Source organism: Chitinophaga polysaccharea (genome assembly GCF_007829335.1).
Classification (GTDB): Bacteria; Bacteroidota; Bacteroidia; order Chitinophagales; family Chitinophagaceae; genus Chitinophaga; species Chitinophaga polysaccharea_B.
Genome location: NZ_VIWO01000001.1, coordinates 212,705 through 230,189, shown reverse-complemented (window position 1 = coordinate 230,189; position 17,485 = coordinate 212,705). Strand labels below are relative to the sequence as shown.

Annotated in this window: 14 protein-coding genes; 5 read left to right on the top strand and 9 right to left on the bottom strand. The window is 46.4% G+C overall.

Features of this window, described 5'->3' with window-relative positions; genetic code table 11:
• Nucleotides 1-11: 11 nt before the first annotated feature.
• The 3 genes from FHW36_RS00940 (at nt 12) to FHW36_RS30805 (ending at nt 6,615) form a co-directional block, all read left to right on the top strand.
• Entirely contained in the window at nt 12-3,566 is a 3,555-nt protein-coding gene (locus FHW36_RS00940) for an efflux RND transporter permease subunit (RefSeq protein ID WP_145660828.1), read from the top strand.
• Between the two features lie 388 nt (nt 3,567-3,954).
• The gene (gene kynU / locus FHW36_RS00935; RefSeq protein WP_145660825.1) at nt 3,955-5,223 is read left to right on the top strand and encodes a kynureninase; all 1,269 of its coding nucleotides are present in this window, start codon (nt 3,955-3,957) and stop codon (nt 5,221-5,223) included.
• Between the two features lie 9 nt (nt 5,224-5,232).
• Nucleotides 5,233-6,615, top strand: a complete 1,383-nt coding sequence (locus FHW36_RS30805; RefSeq protein WP_246121033.1) for a 2'-5' RNA ligase family protein — start codon at nt 5,233-5,235, stop codon at nt 6,613-6,615.
• 93 nt (nt 6,616-6,708) lie between these two features.
• Here the strand turns inward: FHW36_RS30805 and FHW36_RS00925 are convergent, their stop codons facing one another.
• A complete protein-coding gene (locus FHW36_RS00925; protein WP_145660821.1) occupies nt 6,709-7,455 on the bottom strand; it encodes a head GIN domain-containing protein in 747 nt (248 codons plus the stop codon).
• Between the two features lie 463 nt (nt 7,456-7,918).
• On the bottom strand, nt 7,919-8,659 hold the full coding sequence (locus FHW36_RS00920; protein WP_145660819.1) for a Bax inhibitor-1/YccA family protein: 741 nt from the start codon (nt 8,657-8,659) through the stop codon (nt 7,919-7,921).
• 284 nt (nt 8,660-8,943) lie between these two features.
• Between FHW36_RS00920 and FHW36_RS00915 the strand changes: the two genes are divergently transcribed.
• Both FHW36_RS00915 and FHW36_RS00910 read left to right on the top strand, forming a co-directional pair.
• Entirely contained in the window at nt 8,944-10,794 is a 1,851-nt protein-coding gene (locus tag FHW36_RS00915; protein ID WP_145660816.1) for a 2-oxoacid:acceptor oxidoreductase subunit alpha, read from the top strand.
• Between the two features lie 52 nt (nt 10,795-10,846).
• Entirely contained in the window at nt 10,847-11,524 is a 678-nt protein-coding gene (locus FHW36_RS00910) for a DUF6134 family protein (protein WP_145660813.1), read from the top strand.
• Nucleotides 11,525-11,613: 89 nt separating this feature from the next.
• Here the strand turns inward: FHW36_RS00910 and FHW36_RS00905 are convergent, their stop codons facing one another.
• The 7 genes from FHW36_RS00905 to gldA all read right to left on the bottom strand — a co-directional run bounded on the left by FHW36_RS00905 (nt 11,614) and on the right by gldA (nt 17,371).
• A complete protein-coding gene (locus FHW36_RS00905; protein ID WP_145660810.1) occupies nt 11,614-12,825 on the bottom strand; it encodes a nucleoside permease in 1,212 nt (403 codons plus the stop codon).
• 104 nt (nt 12,826-12,929) lie between these two features.
• Nucleotides 12,930-13,658, bottom strand: coding sequence for a YqjF family protein (locus tag FHW36_RS00900; RefSeq protein WP_246121032.1), 729 nt, complete (start codon nt 13,656-13,658; stop codon nt 12,930-12,932).
• Between the two features lie 2 nt (nt 13,659-13,660).
• Entirely contained in the window at nt 13,661-14,308 is a 648-nt protein-coding gene (nth, locus tag FHW36_RS00895; protein WP_145660804.1) for an endonuclease III, read from the bottom strand.
• A gap of 39 nt (nt 14,309-14,347) precedes the next feature.
• Nucleotides 14,348-14,563 (bottom strand): hypothetical protein, encoded by a 216-nt coding sequence (locus FHW36_RS00890; RefSeq protein ID WP_145660801.1) that lies wholly within the window; start codon nt 14,561-14,563, stop codon nt 14,348-14,350.
• 108 nt (nt 14,564-14,671) lie between these two features.
• On the bottom strand, nt 14,672-14,983 hold the full coding sequence (locus FHW36_RS00885) for an FtsB family cell division protein (protein WP_145660799.1): 312 nt from the start codon (nt 14,981-14,983) through the stop codon (nt 14,672-14,674).
• A 90-nt stretch (nt 14,984-15,073) separates the two neighbouring features.
• Nucleotides 15,074-16,363 (bottom strand): phosphopyruvate hydratase, encoded by a 1,290-nt coding sequence (gene eno / locus FHW36_RS00880; RefSeq protein ID WP_145660796.1) that lies wholly within the window; start codon nt 16,361-16,363, stop codon nt 15,074-15,076.
• A gap of 93 nt (nt 16,364-16,456) precedes the next feature.
• Complete coding sequence (gene gldA / locus FHW36_RS00875; protein WP_145660793.1) at nt 16,457-17,371, bottom strand: gliding motility-associated ABC transporter ATP-binding subunit GldA; 915 nt, start codon at nt 17,369-17,371, stop codon at nt 16,457-16,459.
• Nucleotides 17,372-17,485: the final 114 nt, after the last annotated feature.

Genomic DNA, 17,485 nt, shown 5'->3' with positions numbered 1-17,485 from the left:
AAACCAAGTGTATGCAAGATAATCTCCATAAAGAATTTAAGCCTACCAGCTGGGCCATTGATAATAAGGTAAGCGTATACGTTGCCACCATTATCATTGCACTTGCCGGTATTCTTACCTATAATAGCCTGCCAAAGGAACAGTTTCCCGAGGTAGTGTTCCCGCAGTTCTATATCAATACCATCAACGCCGGTACTTCTCCGGAAGATATGGAAACGACGGTTACAAAACCTATCGAAAAACAACTCAACGGCATCTCCGGCGTAAAGAAGATCAAAAGTACTTCTATGCAGGATTTCTCTGCGATCACCATCGAGTTCAATGCCAATGAAGATATAGAAGCAGCCCGTCAACAGGTACGTGAAAAAGTAGACGATGCTAAAAAAGATCTGCCGCAGAACCTGACGCAGGAACCGCAGATCGTGAAGATTGACGTATCGCAGATTCCTATCATGAACGTGAACCTGTCGGGCGATTTCGATCTGCAAACCCTGAAGAAGTATGCAGATGATATGAAAGACCGCATCGAAGCGCTCAATGAAATTACCCGCGTGGACCTGGTAGGTGAGCTGGAACGCGAAATCCAGATCAATGTGGACAAATACAAGATGGATGCGGCCCAGATCAGTTTTGATGATATCATCGGCGCTATACAGGGCGAAAATATTACGATCTCCGGTGGCCTCGTGGCTATGGATGGCCAGAAACGTACGCTCAGTGTAAAAGGTGAATATAAAGATCCGGGCAAGATTGGGAATATCATCGTACGCGGACAATCCGGCGCCACTGTTTACCTGAAAGATGTAGCTACGGTGGTAGACGGATTCCTGGAGCAGGAAAGCTATGCCCGCCTCCGGGGAAAAAACGTTATCACCCTCAATGTTATTAAACAGAGCGGTAAAAACCTGATCGACGCATCTGATAAGATCCAGGCCATCACCAAGGATATGAAGGAAAATTACTTTCCTAAGAACCTGGAAGTGACCATCACGGCCGATCAGTCAAAGTCTACCCGCGTAACCCTGCACGACCTGATTAATACCATCATTATTGGCTTCCTGCTGGTAACCGTAATCCTCATGTTCTTCATGGGAGCCGTGAATGCGATCTTCGTCGCCTTATCGGTGCCTATCTCCATGTTCATCGCGTTCCTGCTGATGCCAATGTACGGGTTTACGCTCAACATGATGGTGTTGTTCTCTTTCTTGCTGGCATTGGGTATCGTGGTGGATGATGCGATTGTGGTGATAGAAAACGTACACCGTATTTATAATGAACGAAGGGACCTGGGTATCGTGAAAGCTGCCAAGATAGCGGCAGGAGAGGTATTCCTGCCGGTGTTCTCGGGTACCCTCACAGTACTGGCGCCGTTCTTCCCCCTGCTTTTCTGGCCTGGTGTAATCGGTAAGTTCATGTTCTACCTGCCGGTAACCCTCATCACTACGCTGGGAGCCTCCCTGATCGTGGCTTATATCATTAACCCGGTATTTGCGGTAGATTTCATGGATAGGCATGAAGGGGAAAATCATCCTAAACCCAGGTTCGATAAGAAGTTTGCTATTCTTTCTGGCGTATTCGCCTTTATAGCCCTGATGGGATATGCCAATGGCAGCGTGGGCACGGGTAACTTTGTCATATTCGTGTACCTGATGATTGTACTCGAACGTTTCTGGTTGGGTGGCGTGGCGCGCCGCTTCCAGCACAGCTTCTGGCCAAGGGTACAGGAACGCTACAAACGTATTTTGAAATGGTGTTTATTGGGATGGCGCCCGGTATGGATTGTGATAGCCACTTTCGGATTACTGATTTTCAGTATTATGCTAACGGCTATACGAAATCCAAAGGTGGTATTCTTCCCGCAAGCCGATCCTAACTTTATTTATACTTATATAGAACTACCCAATGGTACTGACCAGAAATATACAGATTCTATTACCAGTATCGTGGAAAGCCGCATTACCAAAGTGGTTGGCGCGAAGAACCCGATCGTGGAATCTATTATTTCCAATGTGGCCAAAGGCGCCGGCGATCCTTCCCAGATGGACCTGAGCGTACAGCCACAGAAAGGAAAGGTAACCGTTGCCTTCGTGGAATTTAGCGCCAGGAACGGGCAATCTACCGTACAATACCTGGACAAGATCCGCGAAGCGGTAAAGGGTATCCCCGGAACCAATATCACGGTAGAACAGGAGCAGGGCGGACCGCCAACCGGTAAGCCGATCAATATCGAAATCAGTGGCGATAACTTCGATGAGCTCACCAGTACCTCGTTCCGGCTCAAACGTTACCTCGATTCCCTGCAGATTGGTGGGGTGGAAGAGCTGAAAAGCGATTTTGAAGCCAATAAACCGGAAATTGTAGTGAACATCGACCGGGAAAGGGCCAATGCTCAGGGTATTTCTACCCGCCAGATTGGAGGGGCTTTACGTACGGCCCTGTTCGGGTTCGAAGCCTCCAAGATCCGTGATGCGAAAGACGAATACAAGATCATGGTACGATTGAGGGAAGATCAGCGCAATAACATTAACAACCTGATGAACCTGAACCTGGTATACCGGGATATGAATATGGGAGGCGTGGTACGCCAGGTACCTTTGTCGGCTGTAGCGGATATCCATTATTCCAATACCTATGCGGGTATCAAACGTATCGACCAGAAAAGGGTGATTACGTTGTATTCCAACGTGTTGACCGGCTTTAATGCCAATGAAGTAGTGCAGCATATCGAAACTTCGCTGCATGATTTCAGTCACCCGGCTTCCGTGTTGATTAAGATGACAGGTGAGCAGGAAGATCAGCAGGAAACCATGAACTTCCTGATGATGGCGATGCTGGGGGCTTTTGGGTTGATTTTAATGATCATGGTAACCCAGTTTAACTCGATTGGCCGTCCGATGGTCATTTTTATGGAAATATTATTCAGTATCATAGGGGTATTCCTTGGGTTCTCCATCTTTAAGATGAGCATTTCCATTGTAATGACCGGGGTAGGTATTATGGCCCTGGCAGGCATTGTGGTACGTAATGGTATCGTGTTGGTAGAGTTTACGGATTTGCTGATCCAGCAGAATATGCCGGTATATGATGCGGTGGTAGAAGCGGGGAAGACCCGTATGACGCCGGTAATATTGACCGCTATAGCGGCCATATTGGGACTGATTCCTTTGGCCGTGGGCTTTAATATCGACTTTGCTTCCCTGTTCAGCGAGTTTAATCCGCATATTTTCTTTGGGGGAGATAACGTGGCGTTCTGGGGACCTTTAGCCTGGACCATGGTATTTGGACTCGTGTTTGCCACCTTCCTGACCCTGATCCTGGTGCCGGTAATGTATGCCATGAACAAACGGTCTATCGATGTGCTGGATCGGTATAATCTGCCACGGTGGCTCAAGTATGTGCCATTCCTGGTGCTGGTGATGAAGATATTTATGAAGCGCGATGAAGTGAGGAAGATGCATGATCCTAAGTATCTGTCGCCCAAGCCCTATCATTTCTTCCCTGAGCCCGAAGCTACCGTAGAGGAAATACGGGGTAAGAAAAAGGTAGATGGCATCTCTGTGAATTAAGTTTTTTTCAATACAGTGTAACAGTTGTAGGTTAACAGTCTCCGTCCCGATTCTTCGGGACGGATTTTTTTTGTATATTCGGGCTGGAAATAGATTTTTCTTCTCATTAACAAATTTTAACATTTGGAATGAGTGGCATTTGAATAGCCTTTATTACTTTTGACCCACAGACAATTGACACGTTACTAGCCATATACAGCCTTAGCCTTATATGCCATATGATAATTAAGCAATAAAATATTAAGAGACAGTCTGTTTTAAATAGTTGGTTAGGCCATTTAGCCTGTAATGAGAGATAGATATATTACAATAATAGTATAGGGGATAACTTGACAAAACCAAAGTACCGCCATTAAGAGAGAAAACTAAGGCGTAAGATTGGAAGACCATGGAGTACGTAGCGACGTTGGCTTTTGCCAGAGAAAGGGACCAACAGGATCCTCTACATAAATTCAGAGATCAATTTTATTTTCCACAGCGTAACGGGAAGGATGCGATTTATTTATGTGGTAACTCGCTCGGATTACAGCCTAAGAACGTGAAGGGGGCTATAGAACAGGAACTGGCGGATTGGCAGCAATGTGCGGTGGAAGGTTATTGGAAGGCTAAAAATCCTTGGTTATATTATCAGCAATACTGCAGTAAACCGTTGATGGGCTTATTTGGAGCAAGCCAGCAGGAGTTGACAGTAATGAATACGCTGACGGTAAATCTGCATTTAATGATGTTAAGTTTTTACCGGCCAAACAAACAGCGGTTTAAAGTGTTAATGGAAGCAGGAGCATTTCCGAGTGACCAATACGTAGTTGAAACGCAGGTAAAGCTCTTTGGATTTGACCCGGAAAGTGCAGTGATAGAAGTTTCTCCCCGACCAGGAGAAAGTTTGATAAGATTAGAAGATATTTTGGAGATTATTAACCGGGAAAGTGATAGCTTAGCGCTGGTTTTATTCGGAGGTATAAATTACTATACCGGACAGTTTTTTGATATCCCCGCTATAACAGTTGCTGCTCACAAGGCAGGTGCTTACGCAGGTTTCGACCTGGCACATGTAGCTGGAAATATACCGGTAGAATTGCACAATTGGGACGTAGATTTTGCCGTTTGGTGCTCTTATAAGTACCTGAATGGCGGTCCTGGCGCGGTAGGAGGCGCATTTGTGCATGAGAAACATGCCAGCAACCGTGCTTTTCTTAGATTAGGAGGCTGGTGGGGCAATGAAGAGAGTGCACGTTTTAAAATGGAAAAGGGGTTTGTGCCTAAAAAAGAAGCTGAAGGATGGCAACAAAGCACCGCTCAGGTGTTTAATATGGTAAGCCTGAAAGCATCCCTGGAATTATTTGAAGCGGCCGGTATCGGCGCTTTACGTAGCAAAAGCATTGGAATGACTGATTATCTTGCGTTCCTGTTGCAACAGTTAAAAGGCATAAACTTCCAGATTATAACACCGGAAAATTGTAATGAACGCGGCGCTCAACTATCTTTGCTGTTTATGAACAGCGGTAAAGAAATACATCAACGGATGACCGATGCCGGTATAATCGTTGACTGGAGAGAGCCTGGAGTTATCAGGGTATCACCGGCACCTCTGTATAATTCCTATCAGGACGTATTTCATTTTTATGAAATCATAGCAAATATTGCTTCAAACGCTTAATTAAGTAAGATGAATTTTGAGAGAAACGAACGCCCCCGCAGGCCTTATTCTCCTGATACCAACAAAGAGAATGATCCCAATAAGGAGAAAGGCGATGACAAACCCAACTTAAACAACGAGCGGGAAGGCGGCAAACCCGACTACAACAGTGGCGGCTCTGAAGGGCGCCCTGGTTACAATCGTGAAGGCGGATATCGTCCGCGTACAGATTACAATCGTGATGGTGGCTATAACCGTGATGGTGGCTACAACCGTGAAGGCGGCGGGTATGACCGCGGCGGCGGTGGTGGTTATGATCGTGGTGGTGGCTACAACCGCGGCGGCGGTGGTGGTTATGATCGCGGCGGCGGTGGATACGACCGTGGTGGCGGTTACGATCGCGGTGGCAGCGGCTACAACCGTGAAGGTGGTGGCGGCGGTTACGATCGCGGTGGTGGTGGCTACAACCGTGAAGGCGGTGGTGGCGGTTACGATCGCGGTGGCAGCGGCTACAACCGTGAAGGTGGTGGCGGCGGTTATGATCGCGGTGGTGGAGGCTACAACCGTGAAGGTGGTGGCGGTGGCTACAACCGTGAAGGTGGTGGATACAATCGCGGCGGTGGCGGCGGTGGTTACGATCGCGGCGGTGGCGGCGGTGGTTACAACCGTGGCGGCGGTGGCGGTGGTTACGATCGCGGTGGTGGCGGCGGTGGATACAATCGCGGCGGTGGCGGCGGTGGTTACAATCGCGGCGGTGGCGGCGGTGGTTACAACCGTGGCGGTGGCGGCGGTGGTTACAATCGCGGCGGCGGAAGCCCAAGACAGGGTGGAAGACCTCAACGCTTTGAACCTAAACCAGATAATAAAATTTACTTTATCGCCCTCCTGCCAACTGCAGAAGTAGGTAAAGAAATTATAAAGATCAAACAGGAATTTGCAGAACAATACGGTCCTATGTACGCACTGAAAGTGTTGCCGCATATTACCCTGCAGGTACCTTTCACGGCTGATCCGGCACTGGAAAAAGCTTTCTGCGACGAACTGACAGAGTTTGCCAAAACACAGGCTCCTTTTGAAGTGTCCCTGAAAGGCTTTGGTACTTTCCCGAACAAACAAAACCGTGTACTCTTCATCAACGTGGAAAAGAGTGAAACCATGTCTGCTATGCACCGTCAACTGATCAACTTCCTGCGTAAGGAATTTGGCTTCAGTACCATGCTGGCACGTACAGGATTTACACCACACGTTACCGTGGCCTTTAAAGACCTGGAAGATGAACAATTTAATAAAGCATGGCCCGAATATGAGAACAAGGAATATGAGGCTACCTTTAAGGTAAATAACCTCTACTTCCTCCGTCACAACGGAAAATCATGGGAAGTGCTGCAGAAATGCAAGTTAGGTGGCGCCTGATAAGGCAACCATCCTCAAATAATAAAGGCCTCCGCAGATGCGGGGGCCTTTTCATATAAACACAGACAGTATAACTATGTAGGCTATACGAAATTATTGCTTGATAATTTTTCCGGAACCTTTTACATCAGCTATCAAACTGGCTTCACCGGTGTAGAAAATATTCCCGCTTCCATAAATCCTCGCCTCCAGATTTTTATGCACATATACCGCATGATCGCCGGAACCCCGGATGGTAATAACCGCATTCTGCGCCTCCAGGTCCATCGCTGTAATCTTCCCGCTTCCATTGATCTCACTGTTTAAGGTAGTAGCCAGCCCTTTCAACCCAATATTCCCCGACCCATTAACTGTCGTGTTCAGATCCCCTGTATTCAGCAACAGCGCAGCATCTCCGCTGCCGTTCAGCTCGTACTTGAAAAGCGACGTATGTATGGTATCCTTATTATCTAAAGAACCGCTGCCATCAAATTTCACCCGTTGAAAAATGGAGTTATGCACGTATATCTTTATAGGCAAATGACGGCGCAGGTTTACCCGGTTACGCAAACGCACAAACAAACTATTGTTGCGGATACCCGTTTCTATTACACCAATAATATTGTCTTCTGCACGGATCTCCACGGCGCCATTGCCTTCCTGTATTAGCCGCACTTCAAAGGGCCCCGATACCTCCAGGTCTGTAAATGCACCCACACTGCGGGTTTCCTTCACTACATTGCCAGATCCGGAAATATTGTCCTTGTTGCAGCTGGACAGTATAATACTGAAGATCACTATCATTAATAGTAGCCATCCGATACTTAAACTGGTATATGTAATAATAAACTGCTTCTTCATAATTGTTGTTTTAAGGGGTCGGTTTAAAAAATGACGTATACCAACACCGATACCCCTATGGCGCAGTTAAATTTCCCGGAACAACTAAATAAGAAAGGAGAGAAACAGGCAGTAGAACAATCACCCGTATAAAAGAAATAAGCCGGCCGTACAGACGTACGGAACCGGCTTTTTGATTAACCCCTATGAAAACAAACTATTGCTCTTGTTGAATATCGTTCTCAGTTAATTTACACTGGTAGTAACAGTTGTAGGCTTATTCAAAGTCTTTGCTTCCTGCTCCTCAAGATGTAAAGTACCTGATGTTATGGATCGATTTTGCAATTACGGTGCCATAATATTTCAAGCTCCCGCATTTAACATATCTTTTGGAAGATATTAACAAAACAACGGAATCGATTATCGGCAAATAAAAAGCCGCCACCTGACGAGTGACGGCTTTCAAGTGTATGGAAGAAAGTGATTATCTTCTGTTCAACTTGCTCAGCAAACGCAGTATTTCCAGGTATAACCAAACCAGGGTTACCATTAACCCGAAGGAAGCATACCATTCAAAATATTTAGGCGCACCTTGCGCAGCTCCCTGTTCAATCATATCAAAATCGAGGATCAGGTTCAGGGCTGCAATACCCACTACAACGAGTGAAAACAGGATGCCGAAAGTACCACTGCTGTGGATTAACGGCATTTCAATGTGAAACAAACGCAGTACCAGGGCTATCAGGTAGAAAACAGCAATACCCAGGGTAGCAGTCATTACAATAGCTTTAAAACGTTCTGTTGCACGGATCACTCCTGTGCGGTACAATACCAGCATGGCGATAAAAGTACCAAAGGTAAGCCCAACCGCCTGCAACACGATACCATGCCACTGCGCTTCAAAAACTGCGGAGATGGCACCCAGGAATAATCCTTCTGCCAAGGCATAAGCGGGAGCCAGGTAACCAGCCCATTCTTTTTTGAAAATAATCACCATGGCAAGTACAAAACCACCAATAGCGCCACCTATAGCTAGCGGCATCACTGAGCTGCCGTTTCTGAAAAATTGACCCCAGGAAAAAACTGCAGCTGCCATCAATAACAGCAACATAAAGGACATTTTGTTAACAGTACCACGGATAGTCATGGTTTCTCCCACCATATGAGGAGCTTTGTCAAACACACTTTGTTTCAGTACAGGGTTATTCGATTGAAATAGTGCCATAAAGTATAGTTTAAATTTATGGGTTAAAAATACGATTTGATTTAATACCAGGGCGTTTATATCCCCCGGATCCGGCCAAAATTAGCATTTTTATAACCAATAACTTCATGTTATCACCCATAACAATAAGTAATGAGCGGGCCGGCTTTAAGCTACGATAGTCTACTAAAGTTGTGTACTTTTGTAATCGGATCGGGAATAATATTGCCTCATAGCGCAATAACACCGGCCGATTACCTAAATTTACATCTTTAAATAAAGAATACCTTTAAAAGAATAAATAGATGCCTAATACTTCGATTCAACAGCTGGAGGATGTAGTGATAAAATTTGCGGGCGATAGTGGAGATGGGATGCAGTTAACAGGTACCCAGTTTTCAAATAACACCGCTTTATTTGGTAATGACCTCAGCACATTCCCGGATTTTCCGGCCGAAATACGTGCCCCAATAGGAACCTTGCCAGGTGTGAGTGGTTTCCAGCTGCATTTTTCATCTAACAGGATATTCACCCCCGGAGACGCCTGCGATGTGCTCGTAGCCATGAATGCGGCTGCGCTGAAGGCTAACCTCAAAGGACTCAAAAAAGGAGGCATCATCCTGGCCAATACTGATGGCTTTGATGCGAAGAACCTCCGCCTTGCCAACTATCCGGAAGGAGTAAATCCGCTGGAAGACGGTTCACTGGCAGCGTATCAGCTGCATACTATGGACGTCACCAAAATGACCAGGGAAGCCCTGAAAGACTCTTCCCTCGGTATGAAAGAGAAAGACCGGGCCAAAAACATGTTTGTACTGGGCTTCCTCTACTGGCTGTACGACCGTAACATGGAAAATACCGAAACCTTCCTCAAAGAGAAATTCGGTAAAAAACCGGAAATCCTCGAAAGCAACCTGAAAGTACTGCATGCCGGCTACAACTTTGCCGACACTGTGGAGGCCTTCACCACCCGCTATCGTGTGGAAAAAGCCCGCATGGAGCCTGGCACCTACCGCAGTATTACCGGTAACACGGCGCTGGCTTACGGCCTGGTAGCCGCTTCACAGAAAGCTGATCTGCCGCTGTTCCTGGGTACTTACCCCATTACACCGGCTTCCGATATCCTGCACGAATTGAGCCGCTTCAAAAATTTTGGTATCCGTACCTTCCAGGCAGAAGACGAAATAGCCGGTATTACTTCTGCCATCGGCGCTTCCTATGGCGGACATATGGGTGTTACCACCACCTCCGGTCCGGGAATGGCACTGAAAGGTGAAGCCATGGGGCTGGCGGTAATGCTTGAAATTCCGCTTTTAATTGTTGACATTCAACGCGGAGGACCTTCTACTGGCTTACCTACCAAAACGGAACAATCCGACCTTTTACAGGCTTATTATGGCCGTAACGGCGAATGTCCGATGCCGGTGATCTCGGCTTCTACACCAGCAGATTGCTTCGACGCCGTTTTTGAAGCATTTCGTATCGCCGTGCAACACATGACACCGGTTATTTTTCTCAGTGATGGATACATTGCAAACGGTTCTGAACCCTGGCGCTTCCCTAAAGCAGCTGATCTGCCACAGATTGCAGTGAAGTTTAAGAAAGGACTGGAGGAAGGAGAGGAGCAATTCCTGCCGTATCACCGCGACGAAAACCTGGTACGCCCCTGGGCCGTGCCTGGCACTCCCGGTCTGGAACACCGTATCGGGGGGCTCGAAAAGCAAAATATCACTGGTAACGTAAGCTATGATCCGGAAAATCACCAGCTGATGGTAAAAATTCGCCAGGAGAAAGTAGATAAAATCGCAGAACATATCCCACTGCAGAAGATAGAGCTGGGTCCGGAAAAAGGTAAAGTACTCGTACTCGGCTGGGGATCAACCTATGGCGCTATCAAAAGTGCCGTACTGGACCTGCTGGCCGAAGGGCACGAAGTGGCGCATGCACACATCCGCCATATCCGCCCCTTCCCGAAGAACCTCGGCGAAATTCTGCATAGCTACGATAAAGTGCTGATCCCGGAAATCAATAACGGTCAACTGATCAAAATTATCCGCGACCAGTTCCTGATCGATGCACACGGTTATAATAAGATCATGGGCGTACCCATCACTAAGGGCGAACTGATTACCAAGATCAAAGAAATGCTGGCCTAGTCTGCCAGCCCCAGATATTATTTATGGCACACAATAAAAAATCCTGTCCATCGTGACAGGATTTTTTGTATTTTCCTATATGGGGAGAGGATTTACAGCTACCGATCTCTATAAAAAATATTTTTTGATCAAGCCAGGTATTATGAATAGCCTTTTTCGTGTATTGTTTACCGTTATAACATCAGCTGTACTGTATGCACAGGTATATGCACAAACCAATACTTTCGAAGTACGCGTAGCTAATCATGCAGTCGGTACCATAGAAGCTAACAGGAAAGTAAACGGGCAAACAAAAAGCATCGTTATCAAAACACGTATACAGGTGATGTTGTCTAAAATAAACAGCGACATCGTAAATGAATACAGTAACAACGTGCTCAATACAGCCAAATCTTCCCGGATCACTAAAAATGGAGAAGATAAGCAAACACTTACCCGCCGTAACGGGAAAGAGTATACGATTATAGTGAATGGGGAGAAGTCAACGCTGGACCATGCCGAAATAGAAGCCTGTGTGGCCGATCTCTATTTTGCGGAGCCCAAGCAGCTAAGCCGCGTCTTCTCCGAAACATTGGGGCTATTCCTGCCGGTGAAGTCAATAGGAGGGGGCATGTATGAACTGATATTACCCGAAGGAAGAAAGAATGTATATAAATATGAAAACGGAACACTGGTACTGGTAGAAGTAAACCATTCCTTTGGTAAAGCCATCTTCGTAAAAGTAAGTTAAATCGGAACATATCTGTAAAAGCAAAAGGGTTATGTAATCACATAACCCTTTTGCTTTTACAGATATCTGAACAGTTTGCTCAATGACTGTTAATGAGCCTCCTTACTTTTCTTACTGTCCCTGAAAAATAACATAAACAGTACCAGTACTACCGCGGCAATACCCGCTGGAATTAACCAGATATGCTGCCAGTTATGGCCATTAGCGGTTTTATAGGACTCGACAATAGGACCGGAAATCAAAAATCCTATCAGCATTCCTACGCCGTAAGTGGCCAGCGTTACAAAGCCCTGGGCAGAGCTCTTGAATTCTTCTCCCGCCACTTTATCTGTATAAATCTGACCGGTTACAAAGAAGAAATCATAACAGATACCATGAAGCACAATACCTGCAATCAGCATCCAGTAATTGGCATCAATGTTTCCATAGGCAAACAGGGTATACCGGATTACCCAGGCCAGCATACCTAATCCCAGCATCTTCTTTACGCCCAGGCGCGCAAAGAACAGGGGCATTACCAGCATAAACAGGAACTCCGACATTTGCCCCATGGATTGCTTGCCGGCAGCGGCGTTCATGCCTATTTCATTCAAAAATGGATTGGTGAAATTATAATAGAATGCCAGTGGGATACAGATGGCGATAGACGACAGGAAAAACAGCAGGTAAGAACGGTTTTTCAACATGCGGATAGCATCCAGTCCCAGGATTTCCCTGACTGAAATTTCCGTTCCTTTCTTTGCTGGTGGCGTTTTGGGCAGAGTAAAGCTGAATACCCCCAATAATACAGAAGCGGCGGCCGCCATTTTAAAGGTGAGGTCGAGTGAATTGGTTTTTTCCCAGTGCAACCAACCGATCAGCAGGCCTGCAATGATCCATCCTACAGTGCCAAATACACGAATAAAGGAAAATTCCTTGCTGGGATCACTCATTTGCCGGAAGGAAATAGAATTTACCAGCGCCAGTGTGGGCATATAGAGAATCATATACGCCAGCAGCAATGGATAAAAAGCATCGAAGCTGGTCATGCCGGAACAGGTCCACAACAGCGCAGCTCCCAGCAGATGGATAACGCCCAGGATAATTTGGGCGGAAATAAAACGGTCAGCAATAATACCTACGATGAACGGGGCTATTACAGCGCCGATAGACTGGGTCAGAAATGCCACTCCCACCTGGCTGTCGGTGGTGCCTTGCAGATTTTTCAGCACGAAAGTGCCCAATGTAACAAACCATGCTCCCCAGATAAAGAATTCGAGGAACATCATAAACGATAGTTGTACCCTAACAGCTAATCTCATAACGACTGATACTTAATTTATTGCATCTTAATGAACTGTTTAAGATAAATAAAAAATAGTAGTTATAACGGAAATTAATGACGGCTAAAAGAAACTTTCGTTGTTTACAGGGTACCCGGTCTGATGGTTTTGCCGGGCATTACCGCTATGTCGGAACCCGCAGCCAGCAAGGCGCTGAGCGGTTGTTGCTGCAACATGGGTTCAAAACTGCTGCCATACAAAGCGCCAGTACTGCAATGATAATCAAAATCGGTCACGGGATGAATTTCCCATTGAGGATGTGTAACCTGGTACTCACTGGTAGTATGGGCGTTTAACTGGGTATATCCCCAGTAATGTTCGGTGATGAATTCGGCTTCGCTGCCAGGTAGTATCGGTTGCGTGGCCTGCAACGCCCTGGCGGATAAATGATTCCATTCATTTGATACCTTCCACCGGTAGTTCACTTCGAGGGTATGCGCATCGGGGTATTGCCAGCTATGGCTCATTGCATGGGTAGCATACCTTTCGCGGTAAATAGTGTTGGCTATCAGGGTGATAAGTGGTTTGGGAACGAGCTCTTTTACAAATACCACCCCTCTTTTCCAGTTACCGTTTTCTTTATAACGAACGTAAAAACGAAGGTTGACTTCTTCAAAAGTGCGATGGCCCGGCAAACTGAGGCCTCTGACCCGGGTATTTTCAAAGAGAAATCCTACCAGGCTGATATAGTGGGTGTTATTCCAGGTGTCGAGTTCCGTGTGCGCCGGTAGCCAATGACGGAGCACTGCCGGATCAGCTTCAAAATTGATCATCAACAGCTTTCTCCAGGCAGCAGTCAGGAACGGGCGCATGATTAACTGGCTTTTATGAGTTTGGCGTAATACTTACAGGCCGGGCGCAGTCCGCATTCTCCGCATTTGGGACTTCTGGCCACGCAAATATAGCGGCCATGCAAGATAAGCCAGTGGTGAGCGATGTACACCTTATCTTTTGGTATATGTTTGATTAGCTGCAGTTCGGTTTGCAGGGGTGTTTTGGCGTTGGTAGTCAGGCCAATACGCGCCGACACCCTGAATACGTGGGTATCTACGGCCATATTGGGTTGTTGGTGTACCACCGAAGTAATGACATTGGCGGTTTTACGCCCTACGCCCGGTAATTTCACCAGTTCAGCTACCGTGGAAGGGATTTCCCCGTTAAAGTCGTCTACCACCATGTTGGCCATGCCTATCAGGTGTTTTGTCTTATTATTGGGATAGCTGATGCTGCGGATGAGTGGGAAAAGGTCATCGAATGTGGCTTTACTCAGGGCGTATACGTCCGGATATTGCTCAAAGATGGCCGGGGTAGTCATATTTACACGTTTATCTGTGCATTGTGCAGACAGGATAACAGCGACCAGTAATTGGTATGGATTGTCGTAGATCAGTTCTGTTTCGGCATTGGGCGCATGTTGCTCAAAGTACTTGAGAACAAACGCATAGCGCTCTTTTTGAGTCATGCCCTAAAGATAGGAAAAATGAAAAAGGTAAGCAGCGGGCTACTTTTTTTCAGTTTGTTTGTTGTTGGCATAATCAAAGATCAGTTGGAGGGTAGCTGGCCGCGGAGTATAGCATACTGTATTCAGTGCTGCTGCCGTGTCCTTAAAGCGGGCTTGTTCTTCCTGGGTTAAGGAAAGTTCCTCCTGGTGATGTTTAAGATCGCTTTTTGTAACCAGACACAGGGTAGACAGTACAGAAAGTGTAAAATTACTCATGCATTATTATTTTAGTAAAAAGAATAGGTTCTATTTTATAACGGAGATAAAGAGGAATCTATTGTTAATTTAAGATAAATTTTTAAGAAATGCAAGAGAGTGCCAGGGCTATTGTTGTGGAGCAGGGGTGATAATGAAAAGGTCTTCATTATCTTTTTTCATATAATATTTTTCGCGGGCAAATTTTTCCAGTTTTTCCGGGCTGGAAAGGAGTTCCTGTTGTTCTTCCCGGGTTTGTTTGATTTCCTGGATAAAGAAGGCTTTCTGGTCTTCCAGCTTATTTACTTCCGACTGGAACTGGTACTGAGACATGAGGTTGGTCTTGTCCAGGAAGGATATCCAGACAACAAATGCCGCGAATGCAATGAAGAACTTGTTCTTCAGGAAAGCGGGCACTTTTATGGATTTAAACCTGGACATAAGGCAATTTACTAAAGAATTACGAATTACAAATGACGTATTTACAATAATACGCCCTTTGTAATTCGTAATAGGATTGCTCCCGGGGGATTATTTTTTAACACCGATAGCATTAGTAGGATAGATTGCTACTTCGCCCAGTGCTTCTTCGATACGCAGTAACTGGTTGTATTTCGCCATACGGTCGGTACGGGAAGCGGAACCGGTTTTGATCTGGCCGCAGTTTAATGCAACAGCGAGGTCAGCAATAGTAGTATCTTCAGTTTCGCCGGAACGGTGACTCATGATAGAGGTATAACCAGCTTTGTGTGCCATGTTAACCGCATCGATGGTTTCAGTAACGGTACCGATCTGGTTTACTTTGATCAGGATGCTGTTGGCAATACCTTTATCGATACCTTCTTTCAGGCGTAGTACGTTGGTAACGAACAGATCGTCGCCTACCAGTTGTACACGTTTGCCTACGGCATCGGTCAGTTTTTTCCAACCATCCCAGTCATCTTCTGCCATCCCGTCTTCGATAGAAACGATAGGATATTTGTTTACCCATTCAGTCCAGTAAGCCACCATTTCATCGCTGCTGATTACTTTCTGGGAACTCTTGTAGAATTTGTAGCTCTTGGTAGCTTCGTCGTACATTTCGCTGCTGGCAGCATCCAGGGCGATAGCAACCTGGGTACCTGGTTCGTAACCAGCGGCTTTGATAGCTTCCAGTACAGTTTCGATAGCTTCTTCGTTGCTCTGGATTTCAGGAGCAAAGCCACCTTCATCACCTACGTTGGTGCTGTATCCTTTCTTCTTCAGTACAGATTTCAGGTGGTGGAAAATTTCCACGCCCCAGCGTAAACCTTCAGAGAAAGAAGGAGCACCTACCGGTACGATCATGAATTCCTGGAAGTCGATTTTATTATCTGCGTGAGCACCACCGTTGATGATGTTCATTAAAGGAATGGGCAGGGTGAAAGCGTTTACACCACCGAGGTAGCGGTAAAGTGGCTGGTTGCTTTCTTCAGCAGCAGCTTTAGCTACGGCCATGCTCACCGCCAGGGTGGCGTTAGCGCCCAGTTTAGCTTTATTAGGAGTACCATCGAGCTGGATCAGCATTTTGTCGATACCAGCCTGATCTGTTACTTCCCAGCCAATCAGTTCTTCAGCAATAATATCATTTACGTTGCTTACAGCCTGTAATACGCCTTTGCCCATGTAAACAGCCTTATCGTTGTCACGTAGCTCTACCGCTTCGTGCTTACCGGTAGAAGCACCGGATGGTACTGCTGCACGGCCAAAATGTCCGTCTTCGGTGGTTACATCAACCTCAATTGTAGGATTACCGCGGCTGTCGAGGATCTGCCTGGCGTGGATTTCTGAAATAGTACTCATAATTCGAAAGTTGTTATTGTTAGCTATTTATTTGTTTCTCAGCGCTTAGCGTTTTAGCGGGCGAGTAAGACCAGGGCTAAAGGCGACCAAAGGCTAAGCACTTTTCGTCAGTTCCCGGAATATGGTTTCCAGGCTTTGTGAATTGCTCTGCAAAGAAAGTATGTTCCGGTTATTAATCAAAGCAAATTGTAAGAGGTTTTTTCTTACCTCGTCCACTTCCCCGGTAAATAATTGCCAGCTATGGTCTTCCCTGGCCACCACGTGGCTAATACCACCTATTGTCATCAGTTCGGCTGCTGTAACGGGCTCGCCAAATGTAACCATTAAATAACCCTGGGAGCCATTTTGCTGCTGTAACAGGGATAACTTGTCATCGGCAATAATTTTCCCTTTATTGATGATAATAACCCGGTCGCAGAGGGCTTCTACCTCCTGCATAATGTGGGTAGAGAGGATCACCGTCTTGTTGGCACCCAGCTCTTTGATCAGCTGGCGGATATCTGCCAACTGGTTAGGATCCAGCCCGGTAGTGGGTTCGTCCAGTATCAGCACCTCCGGATCGTGCAAGAGCGCCTGTGCAAGCCCTACCCGTTGCTTATACCCATTGGACAAAGCGCCGATTTTCTTATGTTGCTCCGGCTGGAGCCCCGTTAACCGGATTACCTCTGTAATCCGCTGTGCACCTGCTTTCCCTAACTGGTGGATGCCCGCCACGAATTCCAGGAATTCCCTGATATACATATCGTAATACAAGGGATTGGACTCCGGCAGATAACCTACTCTTTTACGTACTTCCAGTGATTCAGTAACAATATCAAATCCACATACACTGGCCTTCCCGCTGGTAGGCGGCAAAAAACCGGTGATCATTTTCATGGTAGTAGATTTCCCCGCGCCATTCGGCCCCAGGAAGCCGGTAATTTCCCCTTTTTTAAGTGTGAAGGAAATGGCATCCACCGCCCGTTGTTCGCCATATACTTTACTGAGTTCTGATACCTGGATAGACATGTATGCTTGCACGTTTTGCGGCAACTAATGTACTATAAAAAGAGGATAAAGTATAAAGCTCCCGTATATGCAGCAGCAGCAAGCCGCTTCGCCCGCCGGCAGTAATTGGTAAGT